Annotated in this window: 19 protein-coding genes; 3 read left to right on the forward strand and 16 right to left on the reverse strand. The window is 61.2% G+C overall.

The features are described from left to right. Nucleotides 1-2: 2 nt before the first annotated feature. From LXM96_RS09315 to LXM96_RS09355, 9 genes are all read right to left on the reverse strand, one after another. Nucleotides 3-731, reverse strand: coding sequence for a nucleotidyltransferase family protein (locus LXM96_RS09315; RefSeq protein WP_239998177.1), 729 nt, complete (start codon nt 729-731; stop codon nt 3-5). A 10-nt stretch (nt 732-741) separates the two neighbouring features. After that, nucleotides 742-2,265 carry a tRNA (adenosine(37)-N6)-threonylcarbamoyltransferase complex ATPase subunit type 1 TsaE gene (gene tsaE / locus LXM96_RS09320; protein ID WP_239998178.1) on the reverse strand — a complete coding sequence of 508 codons (1,524 nt, stop codon included), beginning with the start codon at nt 2,263-2,265 and terminating at the stop codon, nt 742-744. Then, entirely contained in the window at nt 2,262-4,706 is a 2,445-nt protein-coding gene (locus LXM96_RS09325) for a sensor histidine kinase (RefSeq protein ID WP_239998179.1), read from the reverse strand. The genes tsaE and LXM96_RS09325 overlap by 4 nt, the downstream gene beginning before the upstream one ends. Nucleotides 4,707-5,017: 311 nt before the next feature. Beyond that, nucleotides 5,018-6,418, reverse strand: a complete 1,401-nt coding sequence (gene ahcY, locus LXM96_RS09330; RefSeq protein ID WP_239998180.1) for an adenosylhomocysteinase — start codon at nt 6,416-6,418, stop codon at nt 5,018-5,020. 133 nt (nt 6,419-6,551) lie between these two features. Continuing rightward, nucleotides 6,552-6,827, reverse strand: a complete 276-nt coding sequence (locus tag LXM96_RS09335) for an HPr family phosphocarrier protein (RefSeq protein WP_239998181.1) — start codon at nt 6,825-6,827, stop codon at nt 6,552-6,554. Nucleotides 6,828-6,842: 15 nt separating this feature from the next. Next, nucleotides 6,843-7,244 (reverse strand): PTS sugar transporter subunit IIA, encoded by a 402-nt coding sequence (locus LXM96_RS09340; protein ID WP_239998182.1) that lies wholly within the window; start codon nt 7,242-7,244, stop codon nt 6,843-6,845. Between the two features lie 120 nt (nt 7,245-7,364). After that, nucleotides 7,365-7,823, reverse strand: a complete 459-nt coding sequence (locus LXM96_RS09345) for an HPr kinase/phosphorylase (protein WP_239998183.1) — start codon at nt 7,821-7,823, stop codon at nt 7,365-7,367. Further along, on the reverse strand, nt 7,823-9,586 hold the full coding sequence (locus LXM96_RS09350; protein ID WP_317208206.1) for a sensor histidine kinase: 1,764 nt from the start codon (nt 9,584-9,586) through the stop codon (nt 7,823-7,825). Before LXM96_RS09350 ends, LXM96_RS09345 begins: the two co-directional genes overlap by 1 nt. A gap of 89 nt (nt 9,587-9,675) precedes the next feature. Then, nucleotides 9,676-10,401 (reverse strand): response regulator transcription factor, encoded by a 726-nt coding sequence (locus tag LXM96_RS09355; RefSeq protein ID WP_239998236.1) that lies wholly within the window; start codon nt 10,399-10,401, stop codon nt 9,676-9,678. Between the two features lie 332 nt (nt 10,402-10,733). On the opposite strand from LXM96_RS09355, the gene LXM96_RS09360 reads away from it, so the two are divergent. From LXM96_RS09360 to LXM96_RS09370, 3 genes are all read left to right on the forward strand, one after another. Continuing rightward, nucleotides 10,734-12,344 carry a phosphoenolpyruvate carboxykinase gene (locus LXM96_RS09360; protein ID WP_239998184.1) on the forward strand — a complete coding sequence of 537 codons (1,611 nt, stop codon included), beginning with the start codon at nt 10,734-10,736 and terminating at the stop codon, nt 12,342-12,344. Nucleotides 12,345-12,439: 95 nt separating this feature from the next. After that, entirely contained in the window at nt 12,440-12,874 is a 435-nt protein-coding gene (gene arfB / locus LXM96_RS09365) for an alternative ribosome rescue aminoacyl-tRNA hydrolase ArfB (RefSeq protein ID WP_239998185.1), read from the forward strand. Beyond that, nucleotides 12,871-13,485, forward strand: coding sequence for an alpha-ketoglutarate-dependent dioxygenase AlkB family protein (locus LXM96_RS09370; protein WP_262913574.1), 615 nt, complete (start codon nt 12,871-12,873; stop codon nt 13,483-13,485). The genes arfB and LXM96_RS09370 overlap by 4 nt, the downstream gene beginning before the upstream one ends. 10 nt (nt 13,486-13,495) lie before the next feature. On the opposite strand, the gene coaA is transcribed toward LXM96_RS09370, so the two are convergent. The 7 genes from coaA to hisB are packed head-to-tail and all read right to left on the reverse strand — an operon-like array spanning nt 13,496 to nt 18,081. After that, nucleotides 13,496-14,479 carry a type I pantothenate kinase gene (gene coaA / locus LXM96_RS09375; RefSeq protein ID WP_239998187.1) on the reverse strand — a complete coding sequence of 328 codons (984 nt, stop codon included), beginning with the start codon at nt 14,477-14,479 and terminating at the stop codon, nt 13,496-13,498. Next, complete coding sequence (locus LXM96_RS09380; RefSeq protein WP_239998188.1) at nt 14,476-14,796, reverse strand: phosphoribosyl-ATP diphosphatase; 321 nt, start codon at nt 14,794-14,796, stop codon at nt 14,476-14,478. The genes coaA and LXM96_RS09380 overlap by 4 nt, the downstream gene beginning before the upstream one ends. A 17-nt stretch (nt 14,797-14,813) precedes the next feature. Further along, entirely contained in the window at nt 14,814-15,590 is a 777-nt protein-coding gene (gene hisF / locus LXM96_RS09385; protein WP_239998189.1) for an imidazole glycerol phosphate synthase subunit HisF, read from the reverse strand. Continuing rightward, entirely contained in the window at nt 15,587-16,330 is a 744-nt protein-coding gene (gene hisA, locus LXM96_RS09390; protein WP_239998190.1) for a 1-(5-phosphoribosyl)-5-[(5-phosphoribosylamino)methylideneamino]imidazole-4-carboxamide isomerase, read from the reverse strand. The genes hisF and hisA overlap by 4 nt, the downstream gene beginning before the upstream one ends. 3 nt (nt 16,331-16,333) lie before the next feature. Further along, nucleotides 16,334-16,984, reverse strand: a complete 651-nt coding sequence (gene hisH, locus LXM96_RS09395; RefSeq protein WP_239998191.1) for an imidazole glycerol phosphate synthase subunit HisH — start codon at nt 16,982-16,984, stop codon at nt 16,334-16,336. Continuing rightward, on the reverse strand, nt 16,984-17,463 hold the full coding sequence (locus LXM96_RS09400; protein WP_239998192.1) for a DUF2628 domain-containing protein: 480 nt from the start codon (nt 17,461-17,463) through the stop codon (nt 16,984-16,986). Before LXM96_RS09400 ends, hisH begins: the two co-directional genes overlap by 1 nt. A 9-nt stretch (nt 17,464-17,472) precedes the next feature. After that, entirely contained in the window at nt 17,473-18,081 is a 609-nt protein-coding gene (gene hisB, locus LXM96_RS09405; protein WP_239998193.1) for an imidazoleglycerol-phosphate dehydratase HisB, read from the reverse strand. Nucleotides 18,082-18,211: the final 130 nt, after the last annotated feature.

The raw sequence follows: 18,211 nt of genomic DNA on the forward strand, positions 1-18,211 counted from the left end.
CGTCATGCCTCGGCTTGGAGGCGTGACAGCACCTCTTCGGCCTCGACCAGCGCTTCCGGCGTGCCCACTGTCAGCCAGTGCCCCTGGAGGACCAGCCCGAAAAGCCGTCCGCGCTCGATCGCCCTGTCGAAATAGAGATTGAGATTGAAGGCATCGTCCGGCGCATCGTCGAGCAGGGAGGAGTGCATGGCGATAGCACCGGCATAGACGAGCGGCTGCTCTCCGTCGCTGTAGCGCGATAGCCGGCCGCTGTCGTCCAGCTGGAAGTCCTTCTTGCCGTTGTGGCCGGTCGTTTGCTCCAGCGGCACGCACAGCAGCGCCATGTCCATGCTCGCCGGGTCAAAGAACTCTGCAAGCCGCTGCAGGTTGGTCAATTCGCCGCGTTTCTCGCCCACCCAGAAGAGGTCGGCATTCATCACGAAGAGAGGACCTCGGTCGAGCAATTTGATGCCCTTGGCGAGACCGCCGCCGGAATTCATCAACCGGTCCCGCTCGTCGGAAATCACCACATCGAGACGACGGTACCTTGAGAGATGCGCCTCCATCTGCTCGGCGAAATGATGGACGTTGACGCCCGCCTTCTCCACGCCGGCATCGGCCAGGGCGTCGAGAGCATAGTCGATCATCGGCTTGCCGGCGACGCGCACCAGGGGCTTCGGGATGCTGTCGGTGACCGGTCGCAGTCGGGTGCCGAGACCCGCTGCCAGGACCATGGCCTGAGTGATCTTCATGCCCTGCTTTCTAAAGCAGAGGCGCTGATTCGGGTAGTTCTATTCCCGCCTCCAGGCACCAGGTTCGAAGCGGCGCCAGCGCCTCGTGCCGAAGTGCCTGCGCCAGATAGGAAAGCGTGCGTGGCATGTGCTTCATGTAGCCGGGCTTGCCGTCGCGCCGCATCAGCCGCACCCAGAGACCGGCAAGCTTGCAGTTGCGCTGCGCCGACATGATGGCAAAGGCCTTGAGGAAGCGAGCTTCATCGAACGGGCCCAGGGCGCGACGGAGGGTGACGTAGTCCGCCATCATCTGCCCGGCGAGGCGGGGGGGAATGTCCACACGCGCATCCTGGACGAGAGAGGCGAGGTCATAGGCAGTCGGGCCGATCATTGCGTCCTGGAAGTCGATGAGACCAATCCGACGTATGCCAGATTCGTGAGGGCGCCAAATGATATTAGGAGAATGAAGGTCGCGCAGGAGGAGGCTTCTTTCAGCATCTGCGAGCTCGGCAATCAGCCCGTCCCATATATGGAGATAGGACTGCCGCTCCTCCTCGCCCGGCTCGCTTCCCCGCTTCCACGGCAGATGCCAGTCGAGCAGCAGCTGCGCCTCCATCTTCATCGCGGTCGGGTCGAAGTCGGGGATGTGGTGGACATGCCCGTCATCCAGCGGGAGATCCTGTCGAATTGGGTGGCTGTGCAGGTATCCGAGGCAGACGACCGCTTCCCGATAGCGCTCGCCGATTGGGTGTCCCTCCTCGTCCAGCACGCCTTCGCTGCCGAGGTTCTCGAGCAGGAGGATGCCTTCCTCGTAATCGACCTGTAGGACATCCGGTGCGGCCAGATTGATCTCCCTCAGGTAGCGAGAGATCGCCACGAAGGGATAGGCGTCTTCCGCAAGATGCGCCACCTTCGGATAAGGCTTTCCGTCCAGCACGGCCGGCCCCTCGGGTTGGCGCGGCCAATCCATCAGGATGAGCTCGTTTTCCTCCTGCGTCTTCACCGTCTCATAAGCGCGGATTGAGGCATCGCCGGTCAGATAGCGGCGTCGCACGCCGACATACCCCCAGTCATCCAGCTTATGGCGGATCGCCAGTGAGCGCCGGATTCGCTTGAGGACGGCGCCGGGGCCGGTGATTCGCGACCGCCGCCCATCCTGCTGGTGCTCCAGCCTGAGCGTCAGCCGATCCGCCGGCAGAAGCTCCTCGGCCATCTCCGGCCATTCCAACAGACAGATGCCTGAGGCCAGTGCCTCATCGAGCCCGAGTTCATCGATCTCGGAAGGATCCCCAAGACGATAAAGGTCGAAGTGGGACACCGGGACGCGCAGATCGTAGCTCTGTACCAGAGTGAACGTTGGGGACGGGACTTCAAGATCGTCATCATCCGCAACTGCACGGAGCAGCGCCCTCGCCAGGGTTGACTTGCCCGCCCCGAGATCGCCTGACAGAGCAAGGCAATCGCCCGTCCTTAGAGCGAGCGCGAGATCCTCGCCAAACTGACGCGTGGACGCTTCATCCGGCAGATCGATGACGATCGGTGCCGCTTCGCTCATTCGGCCGCAGCGATCGTACGCATATTGGCGCCGCTCGGGATTCGGCAGGTGACGGTCGTTCCGCCGGTTCGGCTGTCGATTGTGACTTCGCCCTTGTGCAAATGCACGAAGCTTTCGACGATCGACAGGCCGAGGCCCGCCCCGCTCCGTTTTCCGCCCCGCGGTGTGGAAGAGAAGCGGTTGAATACCGTGCTCAGCATGTCCTCCGGGATTCCGGGCCCGCTATCGGAAACGGCGAAGAACACATTCGCGACATCGCGGCGGCAGGCCAACGTGATCGTGCTGCCGTCGGGTGCGAAGTTGATGGCATTGGTTAGGAGCTTTAGCAGGATCTGTTTCAGCCGCTGTGGGTCCGCAACGATGTCGCCCAGACCCTTGGGTGCGGTGATCTCTAGCGTCATCTGGTTGTCGTGCAGCCGGTCGGAGATCTGCATGGCAACGTCGTCGAGCAGATCGTCGATGCTGATCTCCTCATAGTTCAGCTGCATGATGCCCGCATCCACGGTCGCCAGGTCGAGGATGTCGTTGACGATCGTTAGCAGCAGTGAAGAAGAGGTCGAGATATGCTCGATATACTCTGCCTGCCGCTCGTTCAGCGGTCCGATGCCAGGTGTCTTCAGAAGGTCGGTGAATCCGATGATGTTGGTGAGCGGCGAACGGAGCTCGTAGGAGACGTGCTGGACAAAATCGTTCTTGATTTCGTCAGCTCGCCGCAGGGCCTCGTTCTTTTCCATCAGCGCCCGTTCTGCACGCGCACTCGCTGTCATGTCGACAAACGTCAGCATAGTCTGTGCGTTCGGCAGCGGCGTTACAGCATAGTCGAGAATCAGTCCGGAATAAAGTTCGAGCGTTCCCTGTAGTGAGGGCCGTTCGTCGTCAAAATTGGTGATCATATGGCCGAAGCGGCGCCAACCGTCGGGTTTGTCGTAGGACGGCGAACACGCCTCTTCTATGGTACGAATGTGAGCCCCCGCCTTTGCCTGTTCGGCGGTCACTCCCCAAAGAGCTCGGAAGGCGGGATTGGAGAGACGCATTCGTCCATCGGGTCCGAAGACGGCGACTCCTTCCGACAGGTGGTCAATCGTCTCCCCCTGCACCATGAGGAGCGTGTTGTAGCGGGTCTCGAGATCAACCTGCTCGGTCAGATTCTCGAACACCCAGGTTGCACCGCCTTGGGGATGCGAGGTGGCAATCACGCGCAGGGTCTGCCCGTTCGGCAAATGCCAGAGGTCTGTCTTCGTATCCAGCGATTGATAGATGGAGAGCGCGGTCTCCTTCCAACTGCGCCAATTGAGCTGCTCCGGAAGCTTGTTTTCGCCGCGCAGACGATCGAGTAACTCGTTGTTGTCCGGCCGCGAATCCAAGAAGGAAATTCCGAGTCCCCAGAGGTTCACGAAGGCATGGTTGTAGAACTGCAGTCGCCGGTCGCGGTCGAAGATCGCCACCGGCGTGGCGAGATGATCAAGCGTTTCGGCATGGCTGCGCAGGGTCCGTTTCAATTCCTCTCGGACCGCCTCCGCTTCCGAAACGTCAACGGCCATGCCTGCAGAACCGTTCGCCGCGACTACGTCGACGATGTCATAGATCGTTCGGTTGCCGTGGACGACCGTCGATACCCGCTCATGAAAGGGGGAAGCGGGAGTAACGCTTGCCCGAATTTTCTCTCTCGCGATCGTGCCCAGGAATTCCCGCTCTTCTTCGACAGCCTGAGTGGGTGCGGCCGCATCCACAGCTTCGCTGTAGGCGTGATTGACCCACGTGAGACGCCCGCGGCTATCGCGTCTCCAGACAGGCTGCTCGATCGCATCAAGGAGCGAATGGAACAGCGTGATTGAGCCCTGGAGACGCTCGCGTTCGATCTTCAGCTCTGCCAGTTCTGCCCTCAGATTGTCCAACGCGATGAAGCGGACGAAGGCCTTGCCGCCGGAAACACGGCCCTGCACCTCAAGGATCTCATCCCGGTGCGTCTCGACCACCATGTCGAAACTCGTGGCGCGATCGCGCAAGGCTTCTATGGCCCGCTCCAGCTCACCTGCCGATGCTTGCCGCATCCACCGACCAAATGCGAGAAACTCGCGGTCCTCTTGAGGTGCACCTGTCTCCACCGGCAGTCGACCGAGGAACTCCGCCTTTGACGTGACACCGTCCCAGATGACGATACGACGGTTCTTATCCGCGATTAACGCTTCGTATGTGGAGATCTGTTGTTGCGCATCCGAAAGCGCATTGCGCATTTCTTGGGTCTCAGCCTCCATGTTGCCACGCTGCCGCACGAGCCAAAGCACCGACAACAACGCAGCCCCCAGCGCGCCGACAACCAGAGAGGAGATCACCACTTCGGTAGAGGTAAAAAGCCGGAGCGCGGGCTTGGCCTGTTGCGCAAGGGAACCTGTGGTACAGCCAAAAAGCGCAGTGCCGGCAAGGAGCGCACGGAGGGACATCTTTGAACGCAACCTGTGCGCCCAACGGAGAGGCGTGCTCAAGGGCGCGAACCCAACACTGCCGGCCGCCGGGCAACAGGAGCTCGCCTCCTGAGGGAGGTTATGTTTGTTCACCGACATCTCCGGTCTGTCTCCGTCCTTTGCCGCATCATCGACAAGACATCCCACATCGCCCTTGCCCGAAGCAGGAGCGAATCGACATTCGATACATTACTTTCTTCGGGATTTGTCGGGAAGGCTGCGGCAAAAAAAGAGGCCGCAGCCAAGTCAAGGCTGCAGCCTACAATATCTTGGGGATATAATGACTAGATCTAGTAGCGGTAATGCTCGGCCTTGAACGGACCCTGCGGCGACACGCCGATATAGGATGCCTGCTCCGTCGAAAGTTCAGTGAGCTTCACGCCGAGCTTTCCGAGATGGAGGCGGGCCACCTTCTCGTCGAGGTGCTTGGGCAGGATGTAGACGTCATTCTTGTAGTCGCCCTGTTTTGTGAACAGCTCGATCTGGGCAAGCACTTGGTTGGTGAAGGAAGCCGACATCACGAAGGACGGGTGGCCCGTGGCATTGCCGAGGTTCAGCAAGCGGCCTTCCGAAAGCAGGATTATGCGGTTGCCCTTCGGGAACTCGATCATGTCCACCTGCGGCTTGATGTTGGTCCACTTCAGGTTTCGCAGAGAGGCAACCTGAATCTCGTTATCGAAGTGGCCGATGTTACCGACGATCGCCATGTCCTTCATCTCGCGCATATGCTCGATGCGGATGACGTCCTTGTTGCCGGTGGTGGTGATGAAGATGTCGGCGCTATCCACCACATCTTCCAGCACGACAACCTCAAAACCGTCCATGGCGGCCTGCAGGGCGCAGATGGGGTCGACTTCGGTGACTTTGACGCGCGCGCCGGCACCGCGAAGCGAAGCGGCCGAGCCCTTGCCCACGTCTCCATAGCCGCAGACGACGGCAACCTTGCCGGCCATCATCACGTCGGTACCACGGCGGATCCCGTCAACGAGCGATTCCTTGCAGCCATACTTGTTGTCGAACTTCGATTTGGTGACGGAGTCGTTGACGTTGATGGCCGGGAAGGGCAGCAGACCCTTCTTGCTGAGTTCGTAGAGGCGGTGAACGCCGGTGGTGGTTTCCTCGGTCACGCCCTTGATCGCATCGCGCTGCTTCGTAAACCAGCCGGGCGAGGCCTCCAGGCGCTTCTTGATCTGCGCGAACAGGATCTCTTCTTCTTCGGAACCCGGGTTCGAAAGCACATCCTCACGGGCCTCGGCGCGGGCGCCGAGCAGGATATACATCGTGGCGTCGCCGCCATCATCGAGAATCATGTTGGAGACGCCGCCGTCGGCCCACTGAAAGATCTTGTCCGTGTACTCCCAGTATTCCGTCAGCGACTCGCCCTTCACCGCGAATACCGGAATGCCGGCGTCAGCGATGGCGGCAGCGGCGTGGTCCTGGGTGGAGAAGATATTGCAGGACGCCCAGCGAACGTCAGCACCAAGAGCCTTCAGCGTCTCGATCAGCACGCCCGTCTGGATCGTCATGTGCAGTGAGCCGGAGATACGCGCGCCTTTCAGCGGCTGCGTCTGGCCGAACTCCTCGCGGCAAGCCATCAGGCCGGGCATCTCGGTTTCGGCGATGTCGAGTTCCTTGCGACCATAGGCGGCAAGCCCGATGTCGGCGACAATGTAGTCTTTTTCCGTGCTCATAAAGCGCTCCAGCTTAAGGGTGCGGGTGCCATAGGAAGCACCGCATATCGCAAAATCGAGAGCCGGTTTAGCAGGCTTGGTCAGCAGACGCAACGCGACATAAAGAAGTCTTTATATCTTTATGTGTTTTACGTTAGGCTTCTTCGCCGAACTTCTCTGCAACGAGCCGCTCCAGGGCATCGAGCGCTTCCACCGCTTGGGAACCGGAAGCGCTTACTTCGACGCTGCAGCCTGGACTCGCGGCCAGCATCATCAGTCCCATGATTGACATGCCGCCGACGGTCATGCCGTCTCGGCTGACGGTCACTTGAGCGTCGTATTGACCCACGGTCTGGACAAACTTGGCGGAGGCTCGGGCATGGAGGCCTCGCTTGTTGATGATGAGCAGCTCACGGGTGAGGGAGGACATGAAGGGCTTTCGGCTTCACTTGCCGCTGAGGACGCGACTGGCGACGTTGATGTATTTTCGGCCGGCTTCAGAGGCCTCGGCCAGTGCACGGCTCATATCGTTGTCACCTCGCACTCCCGCCAGCTTGATCAGCATTGGCAGGTTTACACCTGCGATGACCTCCACGCGCCCGCTATCCATCACCGAGATGGCAAGGTTTGAGGGCGTTCCACCGAACATGTCCGTGAGGATGATGACACCACTGCCGTCGTCCGCAAGCTTCACCGCATCCAGGATATCCTGCCGCCGCTGATCCATGTCGTCTTCGGGGCCAATGGAGACCGTTTCGATATATTTCTGCGGTCCAACGACATGCTCAACAGCGTGCCGAAATTCCTCAGCCAGCTTGCCATGAGTGACAAGCACTATTCCGATCATGAATTCCCCCTGCAACGGAAACTCGCGGCCCATATCGCAATGCACAAAGGCCGTCCAGCGGTGGGAAGCCATCTTCGCCATGTAGACCTGAAGTTCAAGTTAAAAATCCGAAACTTCTGGTCACAACGTCGTCGGTATGCCGAGATCGGGACGAAGCGCCGCGATTGCAGCCAAGGGCTCGCGATGGTCGTTCATCAGCCGGATCTGCGGCAGCGTGCCGATACCGTCGAGGTCATAGATCTCATTAGCTGGCGGCTGGCGATCCGCAGTGCGCGGGTCGACGATCAGGACGGCAAGACGGAGCACGGCTTCTGAAACGCTCGGCACGCGGGCAATCCCGCTGCCCCTGATCTCCAGCAATCCAGCAATGGAAGCTGGACGCGCCGCGATAACCTCCTCGCCGCGGCGGGAGATGAAGACCTGGTCATCGGCAACGAGTGACGCGGCCCAGCCGGAGCGTCTCGCCGCTGCAAGACATGAGAACGCCAGAGCGGACTTGCCGATGCCGGAAGGACCAACGAAGAGCAGGCCGGCTTTGTCGACAGCGATGGCCGTCGCGTGTATGTTGTGGGGCGCCATCAGGCCGGCTCACCGGCTGGAAGCGCAAGCGTGAAGCGTGCTCCAAGCAGCCGTCCCGATTTCGCATCCACAATATTCTCCGCCCTCAGCGTGCCACCATGGGCCTCGGCGATCTGCCGGCTTATGGAGAGCCCCAGGCCGGAGTTCTGGCCAAAGCTCTCGCCCTCCGGACGGTCCGTATAGAAGCGCTCGAAAATTCGGTCGATGTCCTCGGCCTGTATTCCGGGGCCGTTGTCGTCCACCTGCACGGCCACGCGGCCGCGCGAGCGGAAGAGCCGGAGGACGATCCGTCCGCCTTCCTCGGGGACAAAGGATCGCGCGTTTTCGATGAGGTTGCTGATGATCTGCCCGAGCCGCAAATCGTGCCCATAGACGGTGAAGGGGACCTTGTTACCGGGTTTGCTGTCGACGACGAGATCAATGTCCACGACCTTGCGGCCCTGGCGGATCTGGCGCGAGATCTCCACCATATTGTGCAGCAGGACCTGCATATCGACGGGTGTGGAATCGCTGCGCGCCAGTTCCGCATCGAGGCGGGAGGCATCCGAGATATCGCTGATCAGACGGTCGAGGCGGCGCACGTCGTGGAAGATGATCTCAGTCAGCCGCTGCTTGGATTCCTCCGATTTTGCCAACGGCAGCGTCTCCACCGCACTGCGCAGCGAGGTCAGCGGGTTCTTCAACTCGTGGCTGACATCGGCGGCAAAGCTCTCGATCGCATCGATCCGATCGTAGAGGGCGGTCGTCATCTCGCGAAGTGCGATCGAAAGATTGCCGATCTCGTCCTGACGATAGGCAAAATCCGGGATTTCCTCACGCTGCTTGGCGCCGCGCCGCACGCGGATGGCGGCCGCCGAGAGCCGCCGGAGCGGGTTGGCGATTGTCGAGGAAAGCAGGAGCGACAGAAGAATGTTGACGAGCGTTGCCACGCCAAAGACGCGCATGATTGCCAGACGTTCCGCATGGACGATCTTGTCGATGTCACCGGCCTGCGTGGAGAGCAGAAGAACGCCTAGCACCGCCCGGAAACGCTGCACGGGAACGGCCACTGAGACGATCAGCTCGCCTCTCTCGTTGATGCGCACGACGGCACCGCGCACGCCGGTGAGCGCATTCATGACCTCCGGGTAAATGGAGCCGTCGCCGCCCGGCGCTTCCTTGTAGACCGGAAGATTGCGCTGCTGCAGCATGCGGTTGAACAGGCCTACAATCCAGTCGCCCCAGCTGGTCGTCTCCTGTTCGACCGGCGGCAGGTCGTAGCGCAGGACCTGACCACGTGAATAAAGATGCCGGGAGTCGAGCAGAAGGTTGGCGTCGGCGTCGAACAGGCGTGCACGGGTACGGGTCGGAGAAATCAGCCGCCGCAGAACCGGGGCGACACGATCGGGATCGATCGGGAAATCGAGATCCTCGTCATTCGGCACCGGCGTGATGCTCTGGCCGGCCTGCAACTCCAGCAGCTTTTCCGGATCAATCGTGATCGAGTTGGTGTCGACCGAGGCGGAGGCCGAGATTGCGCCGGCGATGATTTCGCCCTGTGTCAGCAGGCTCTCGACCCGCGCGTCGATCAGGCCTTCTCGGAACTGGTTGAGATAAAGGATGCCGCCGACGAGGACGACGGTCGCCGCGATGTTGAAGAACAGGATGCGGCGGGTAAGGCTGGAGAACACCGCGTGACCGAAGATCCGACGGATCAGTGTGAACGGGTGCGACCAGAGCCGTGCGGAAGAGGCATTCTCCTCGGCATCGGCCCTGTTCGCCATGTCCTCTTCAAGCAGTCGATCTGCCACCAAACGTCCTTTCGCAGGACCGGCTCTGCGCCCTTTTGGAGGCGCGTCTTCATGCCGGGCGCTTATGCAGCTTCCCGGAAGCGATAGCCGACGCCGTAGAGCGTTTCGATCATATCGAAGTCGCCGTCAACCATCTTGAACTTCTTGCGCAGGCGTTTGATGTGGCTGTCGATCGTACGGTCGTCCACATAGACCTGCTCGTCATAGGCGGCGTCCATTAGCGCGTCGCGGCTCTTTACCACACCTGGACGCTGGGCAAGAGAGTGAAGGATGAGAAACTCGGTGACTGTCAGCGTTACCGGCTCGCCCTTCCAGGTGCAGGTGTGCCGCTCCTGGTCCATGGCGAGCTGCCCACGCTCCAGCGTGCGTGCCTGCTGCGCGTCGGATCCCGCCTTGGCGGCGCCGCCGGCGCCGGCCGTTTCCCGCGCGCTGGCGCGGCGAAGGATAGCCTTCACGCGCTCCACCAGAAGGCGCTGCGAGAACGGCTTCGTGATGAAATCGTCGGCGCCCATCTTCAAGCCGAAGAGCTCGTCGATCTCTTCGTCCTTGGACGTCAGGAAGATGACCGGAATGTCCGACTTCTGCCGCAGCCGGCGCAGCAGCTCCATGCCATCCATGCGCGGCATCTTGATATCGAAGATCGCAAGCTGCGGCGGTCGCCCCAAAAGGCCATCGAGGGCGGACGCTCCATCGGTATAGGTCTCCACCTTGTAGCCTTCGGCCTCCAGCGCGATCGACACCGATGTGAGGATGTTGCGATCGTCATCCACGAGCGCGATTGTCTGCATGCTCTCCGTCTCCGTCACCATCTTGTGCGCATCTCCTGCTGTTCACCCCAGCGAGGTATGGCAAACGCCGATGCGCGTTGTGAGTATAAAGCTGGAACAAATTGTGGCAGATATAGAGGTTACAGGACCAATTTCAAAGCTCCAGACTTCTCTAGAAAGGTGCGGTTCCAGAGAGATTAAAAAAGACCCTAAACCGATTTAATCAGAAATAGATTTTTTTAAATCGATTAATTTATTGAAATCATTATGCATTCGAGGCTTGCTGCTCTTGCTCTTTCCGAGACTCGGGTCTAGTTGGGCGACAGACTAACGCCAAGGGAAGGAAGGCGCGTATGCAGGAGCTTGGACTTTACAATCCGTCCAACGGGATCTCGACCATCGGCTTCGCCGACGTCTCCCGCGCCAACTACAACTTCTCTGAAACGGAACTCTACGAAGAGGCAATCCGCAATTGCGAAGCGGAAGTGACGGCTGACGGTGCTCTACGCGCCGTCACGGGGCAGCACACCGGCCGTTCGCCGAAGGACAAGTTTGTCGTCCGCGACGAGATCACCGAGGGCGTCATCTGGTGGGACAACAACAAGCCGATGTCGCCGGAGCGCTTCGATGTCCTCCATAACGACATGTTGGCGCATGCGGCCGGCAAGACGCTTTACGTGCAGGACCTCATCGGCGGTGCCGATCCGGAGAATGCCCTGCCGACACGGGTGATCACCGAACTGGCCTGGCACGCCCTGTTCATCCGCAACCTGCTTATCCGCCCGAGCAAGGCATCGCTGGAGACCTTCAACCAGAAGCTCACCATCGTCAACCTGCCGAGCTTCCGGGCCGATCCCGCCCGACACGGCTGCCGGACGGAAACGGTCATCGCCTGCGATCTGCAGCGTGGTATTGTTCTGATTGGCGGCACGTCCTATGCCGGCGAAAACAAGAAGTCTGTCTTCACGGTCCTCAACTACCTGCTGCCGGCCAAGCACGTGATGCCGATGCACTGCTCCGCCAATGTCGGCCCGGCAGGTGACGCAGCCGTATTCTTCGGGCTGTCCGGCACCGGCAAGACCACGCTCTCGGCGGACCCAACACGCACCTTGATCGGCGACGACGAGCATGGCTGGGGCGAGAACGGCATCTTCAACTTCGAAGGTGGCTGCTATGCCAAAGCGATCCGTCTCTCGGCCGAAGCCGAACCGGAAATCTATGCCGCAACGCGCCGCTTTGGTACAGTTCTGGAGAACGTCGTTCTCGACGAGAACCGGGTACCCGATTTTGACGACGCCTCGCTGACAGAGAACACGCGCTCCGCCTATCCGCTGCACTTCATCCCCAACGCATCGGCAACCGGCATCGCACCGCATCCGAAGACGATCATCATGCTGACGGCAGACGCTTTCGGTGTGATGCCGCCGATCGCGAAGCTGACGCCCGAACAGGCCATGTACCACTTCCTGTCGGGCTACACTGCCAAGGTTGCCGGCACGGAAAAGGGCGTAACGGAGCCGGAAGCGACGTTCTCCACCTGCTTCGGAGCCCCGTTCATGCCACGCCACCCGGCGGAGTACGGCAATCTGCTGCGCGACTTGATCGACCGCCACAACGTCGATTGCTGGCTCGTCAACACCGGCTGGACCGGCGGCGCCTATGGCGTCGGCAAGCGGATGCCGATCAAGGCAACCCGCGCGCTGCTGACGGCTGCGCTGACGGGCGATCTGAAGAATGCGGAGTTCCGGACGGATCCGAACTTCGGATTCGCCGTGCCGGTCTCTGTCGAGGGCGTCGAGCAGTCGATCCTCGATCCTCGCTCCACCTGGTCCGATGGTGAAGCCTATGACGCGCAGGCGAAGAAGCTGGTCTCGATGTTCATTGCGAACTTCTCAAAGTTTGAGGATCATGTTGACAGCAAGGTTCGTGAGGCGGCGCCGGTCCTGCTGACGGCCGCTGAGTAATGTGATTGCTTAACTGAAACGTCCAGAACCGCCGGCCTCGTGCCGGCGGTTTTCTTCGCTGACCGATTGTGGGATAGAGGCGGCGGAGACGATCAATGGCCAGCAGTCCGCTTTACATCAACAGCCGCATCACGATCCAGGCTTGGGAGCTGACCGAGCAGTTCGTGCTGGCCGGCGGGCCAGGCGGCCAGAACGTCAACAAGGTTTCTACCGCCGTCCAGCTTTTCTTCGATCTCCAGAACTCGCCTTCGCTGCCGGAACGGATCAAGGCGAATGCCATACGCATAGCAGGACGGCGGATGTCAAAGGACGGCGTCCTGATGATCGAGGCCAACCGTTTCCGCAGCCAGGATCGCAATCGCGAGGATGCCCGGGAGCGCCTGAAGGAGCTGATCCTGAAGGCCGCCGAGCCGCCACCGCCGCCGCGCAAGGCAACGAAACCCACCAAGGGTTCAATCGAGCGGCGGCTCAAGGCCAAGTCTGGACGCGCCCTGGTGAAGAAGATGCGCGGCAAGCCGACGGGAGAATGAACGTGGCAGATCTGCCGGAAGGGCTGAAATATCTGCCGGGCTATCTGGACCGGCCGGCGCAGGAAAGCCTGGTCGAGCTCGTGCGCCAGGCGGTGGCGGTGGCGCCGCTCTACCTGCCCGTAATGCCAGTTACGGGAACGCCGATGTCGGTGAGGATGACCAACCTCGGCCCGCTCGGCTGGGTGACCGACAAGGAGCGCGGCTACCGCTATCAGGCGACGCATCCGGTGACGGGAAATCTCTGGCCGGCCATCCCGGAGGCGCTCCTGTCGCTGTGGGATGCAGTTGCGAACTATCCGGCACCGCCGCAGGCCTGCCTGGTGAACTTCTACGCCGACGATGCGAGGATGGGGCTGCATCAGGACAAGGACGAGACGGATCTTGCCGCGCCGGTCGTCTCGATCTCGCTCGGCAATACCTGCCTCTTCCGCGTCGGCGGTCTGGAGCGGAGGGATCCCACGCGCTCGTTCAAGCTTACCAGCGGCGATGTGGTCGTCCTGGGCGGGGCAAGCCGGCTCTGCTTCCACGGCGTCGATCGGATCTATCCGAACACTTCAACGGTCCTGAAGAACGGCGGCCGGATCAACCTCACGCTGCGGCGGGTCGACTGAGCGGCCGGCGTCAAAGCTTTCTAAGCGAAACCGTCTCAACGAGGTGATTGGAGCCTTTCCGCAGAATGAGGTCGGCCCGCGGGCGGGTCGGCAGAATGTTCTGCCGCAGGTTCTTCAGGTTGATGTTTTCCCACAGCCCTTCGGCGATGGCGCGCGCGGCGTCCTCGCCCACAGCGGCATAGCGATGAAAGAAGGAGTTCGGATCACGGAAGGCGGTCTGCCGCAGCTTCATGAAGCGTTCGACGTACCAGTTATGGATGAGCGATTCGTCCGCGTCGATATAGATCGAGAAGTCGAAGAAGTCCGAGACGATCGGCACGATCTTGCCATCCGCCGGCAGATCGCGCGACTGGAGTACATTGATGCCTTCGAAGATCAGGATGTCCGGCCGGTCCACCACCGTGTACTCGTCCGGCAGCACATCGTAGGTGAGGTGGGAATAGCGCGGCGCCCGCACGTTGGGTTCGCCGGCCTTGATGGCGGACAGGAAGCGCAGCAGCGCTCCAATGTCGTAGCTCTCCGGAAAACCCTTGCGCTCCATGAGGTTTTCGCGCCGCAGGACTGCATTCGGGTGGAGAAACCCATCGGTGGTAATGAGGTCCACCTTCGGGCTGGATGGCCAGCGGGCGAGAAGCTCCTTGAGGATGCGGGCCGTGGTCGACTTGCCGACGGCAACGGAGCCGGCGATGCCGATCACGAACGGCGTCTTCGCCACATCTGACATGCTGAGGAAGCGGTTGCGCTGCTGGAACAGCAGCTGCGACGCCTCCACATGGGCCGACAGGAGCCGCGAGAGCGACAGATAGATCCGCCGCACCTCGCTGAGATCGATCGGATCGTCGAGGGAACGAAGCCGTGCGACCTCGTCCGCTGTCAGCGTCATTGGGGTATCGGCGCGAAACCTGGCCCACTGGTCGGAGGTGAAGCGGTGATAGGGAGAGTAGTTAGCGGCAGACTGATCTAGATCGTCGACCGCTTGCGTTGCCAAGGTCATGACTGCCGGCTTGCCTTTTCCTGCAGACCGGATTGCGCGGTCCGCCGCTGGAGTTCGTCCAGCACATCCTTGAGCGGAATGCCGGCAATGTTCAATACGACCATCAGGTGATAAAGAAGGTCGGCGCTCTCCGCCACGAGATCCTTCCGATCCTCGGCGATGGCAGCAATTACCGTCTCCACCGCTTCCTCGCCGAGCTTCTTGGCGGCTTTGGTTTGACCGGCCGCCACGAGTTTTGCCGTCCATGACTCCTCAGGCGCTGCCTGCGCGCGTGTTGCCACGATGTGCTCGAGGTCGCTCAGGGAGAATTCGCTCATCTCGTTGCCTCCGGCGCTTAGTGGAGCCGCATGGGGATGCCGTGGTCGGCCATGTAGCGTTTGGCTTCCTGCACGGAATGGGTGCCGAAGTGGAAGATCGAGGCCGCAAGCACAGCCGTCGCATGCCCGTCGCGAATACCTGCCACCATGTCGTCCAGCGTTCCCACGCCACCGGAGGCAACCACCGGCACGCGCACGGAGTCGGCTATCGACCGAGTGAGCGCAAGATCGTAGCCGCTCTTCGTGCCATCGCGGTCCATGGAGGTTACGAGCAGTTCGCCGGCACCCTTCTCCACGACCTTTGCTGCAAATTCCAGCGCATCGATGCCCGTTGGCTGACGGCCGCCATGGGTGAAGATCTCCCAGCGGGCGGCTTCGCCGGCGCCGGAAACCTTCTTGGCATCGATGGAGACGACGATGCACTGGTTGCCGAACTTGTCGGCGGCCTCGGCAACGAAATCGGGGTTCTTTACGGCAGCGGAGTTGATCGAGACCTTGTCGGCGCCCGCCAAAAGCAGCTTGCGAATGTCTGTAACTGCACGCACACCGCCCCCGACCGTCAGCGGCATGAAGCAATAATCTGCCGTCCGCGCGACAACGTCGAAGATCGTATCGCGGTTGTCGGAGGAGGCGGTGATGTCGAGGAAGCAGAGCTCGTCGGCACCAGCGGCGTCATAGGCCTTGGCGGCCTCCACCGGGTCTCCGGCGTCGATAAGGTCCACAAAGTTGACGCCCTTGACGACACGGCCGTCCTTGACGTCGAGGCAGGGGATGACGCGGGCCTTCAAGCTCATGCGGCCGCTCCTTTTTGCGTACGGATCAGCGCCAGCGCTTCGGCCGGATCGATACGACCGTCATAGAGCGCTCTGCCCGAAATCGCACCTTCCAGTCTGGCCACATCAGGCTCCAGCATCCGCCGGACGTCGTCCATGGAAGCCAGGCCGCCGGAGGCGATGACGGGGATTGAGACGGCGTCCGCAAGTTCCAGCGTCGCATCCCAATTGATGCCAGCGAGAATCCCATCCCGGTCGATGTCGGTATAGATGATCGCCGAGACGCCAGCGCCCTCGAACTTCCTTGCCAGCTCGATCACACCAAGTTCCGAGGCTTCCGCCCAGCCTTCGACGGCAACCTTGCCGCCCTTGGCGTCGATGCCGACGGCGATCTTGCCGGGAAAGCGCTGGCAGGCTTCAATGACGAGTGCCGGATCGCGGACGGCGACTGTGCCCAGAATGACCCGGGCAAGGCCGCGCGACAGCCAGTTCTCGATGTGCTCCAGCGACCGAATGCCGCCGCCGAGCTGCACCGGGTTCTTCGTCGCCTTCAGGATGGCATCGACGGCAGCGCCATTCATGCTTTCACCGGCGAAGGCGCCGTTGAGATCCACCACATGCAGCCATTCGAAGCCCTGGTCCTCAAACGCCTTGGCCTGAGCGGCGGGATCGGGATTGTAGACGGTCGCCTGCGCCATATCGCCGAGCTTGAGGCGAACGCACTGGCCATCCTTGAGGTCGATAGCGGGAAAGAGGATCATCGATCAGGGGTTCCAGCGCAGAAAATTAGCGATCAGGGCGAGCCCCAACGTCTGGCTCTTCTCCGGGTGGAATTGCGAGCCAGCCATGTTGTCTCGCCCGACGAAGGCGGTCATCGGGCCGCCATAGTCGGTCGTCGCGATCACGTCCTGCGGGTTCTTCGCCGCGAGGTGATAGGAGTGCACGAAATAGGCGTGCAGCCCGTCCGGGCCTGTCGGGATTCCGTCAAAGAGCGGGTGAGTGCGCTTCAGTTCCAGCGTGTTCCAGCCGATCTGGGGAATCTTCAGATCCGGATCGGATGGCTCCATTTCCTTTACGTCGCCTTCGATCCAGCCGAGCCCTTCGGTAATGGTCTTCTCCAGCCCGCGTGACGACATAAGCTGCATGCCGACACAAATGCCAAGGAAGGGACGGCCCTTCTTTTCAACGGCTTCGACAAGCGCTTGCGGCATGCCGGGCACCGCATCAAGGCCGGCGCGGCAATCAGCATAGGCACCGACGCCCGGCAGTACGATTCGGTCGGCGCTTGCGACGACGTCGGCCTTGTCCGTCAGCTCGATCGTGGCGTCAACGCCAGCTTCATGCGCCGCACGCTCGAAAGCCTTCGTGGCTGAGCGAAGATTACCGGATCCGTAGTCGATGATCGCGACGCGCATCAGCGTCCTCCTTGGTGATCGAAGAGCCCGATCCCGCCTTGGGGCCAGTCCGCGGTGGCGCGTTTGTTCTTGGCCCAGTTTGCAACCGCAGGCAGCTCAGATTTGTCGCCCATTTCCTGGGCGGAGAAGTAAACCTCTTCCGCCGCGTCCAGATTGGGTGCGGCGATTACCGCGTCAAGTCTCCATCCCTGGCGGATGAGCGCCTCGCTATAGAAGTGCCGCCCCTCCAGCGCAACCAGGAGATTGACCGAGAGCGCGAGAAGAAGCCCGGCGATCTCGAAGTCCTGCGTCTGCGAAAGCTGCCCGGCCACGAGCTGCAGCAGGAAAACCACGATCGCGGCCAGCCAGAGCCGCTTGGTCAGCAGCCAGATCCACGGGAAGAACAGCGCCAGCCAGGAGAAGCGGTCGGGCAGGATAAGTGTCTTCCGATGCTCCCGATCGTCATTTCCCGGCGCAAGCAGGACGAGATAGCTTTTCAAGTTATGTCCTCAGACCAACGTGCCCTTGGTGGAAGGGACGCGGTTTGCTTGTCGCGGATCGATTTCCGTCGCGGCGCGCAGGCACCGGGCAACGGACTTGAAGCAGGTCTCGGCGATATGGTGATTATTGGCGCCGTAGTAGTTGAAGATGTGGAGCGTCACGCCCGCGTTCTGAGCGAACGCCTGGAAGAACTCGCGCACCAGCTCCGTATCGAAGCTGCCGATCTTCGGCGACGAGAACTCGACGTTCCAGACGAGGAAAGGTCGACCGGAAAGGTCAACAGCCGCCTTCGTCATGGTTTCATCCATGGCGAGATCCAGCGAGGCGTAGCGGGCAATGCCGCGACGGTCGCCCAGCGCCCTCGAAATGGCCTGGCCTATGGCGATGCCTGTATCTTCGACGGTATGGTGATCATCGATGTGCAGATCGCCCTGAACCTCGATCTCCATGTCGATCAGCGAGTGGCGGCAGAGCTGGTCCAGCATATGGTCGAAGAAGCCGATGCCGGTGGAGATCTTGCCGGTACCGGTCCCGTCGAGATTGACTGCAACGGAGACCGAAGTCTCGTTCGTCTTGCGGGATACCGAGCCCGTGCGCGCGGCGGCTGTATCGGCCATTGTCTGCTCCATGCGATCGATCTTGCGCTCCATAACAGGCGGTCCGGCAAATATCCAGCAAAAGGCACCTGCCGGCGGCGGAGCCGAAACCGCCTGTTTGCAATCGGCCTGCCCCCACTTACATAGGGAT

This window comes from Rhizobium halophilum (genome assembly GCF_021648825.1).
In the GTDB taxonomy this organism is placed as follows: Bacteria; Pseudomonadota; Alphaproteobacteria; order Rhizobiales; family Rhizobiaceae; genus Neorhizobium; species Neorhizobium halophilum.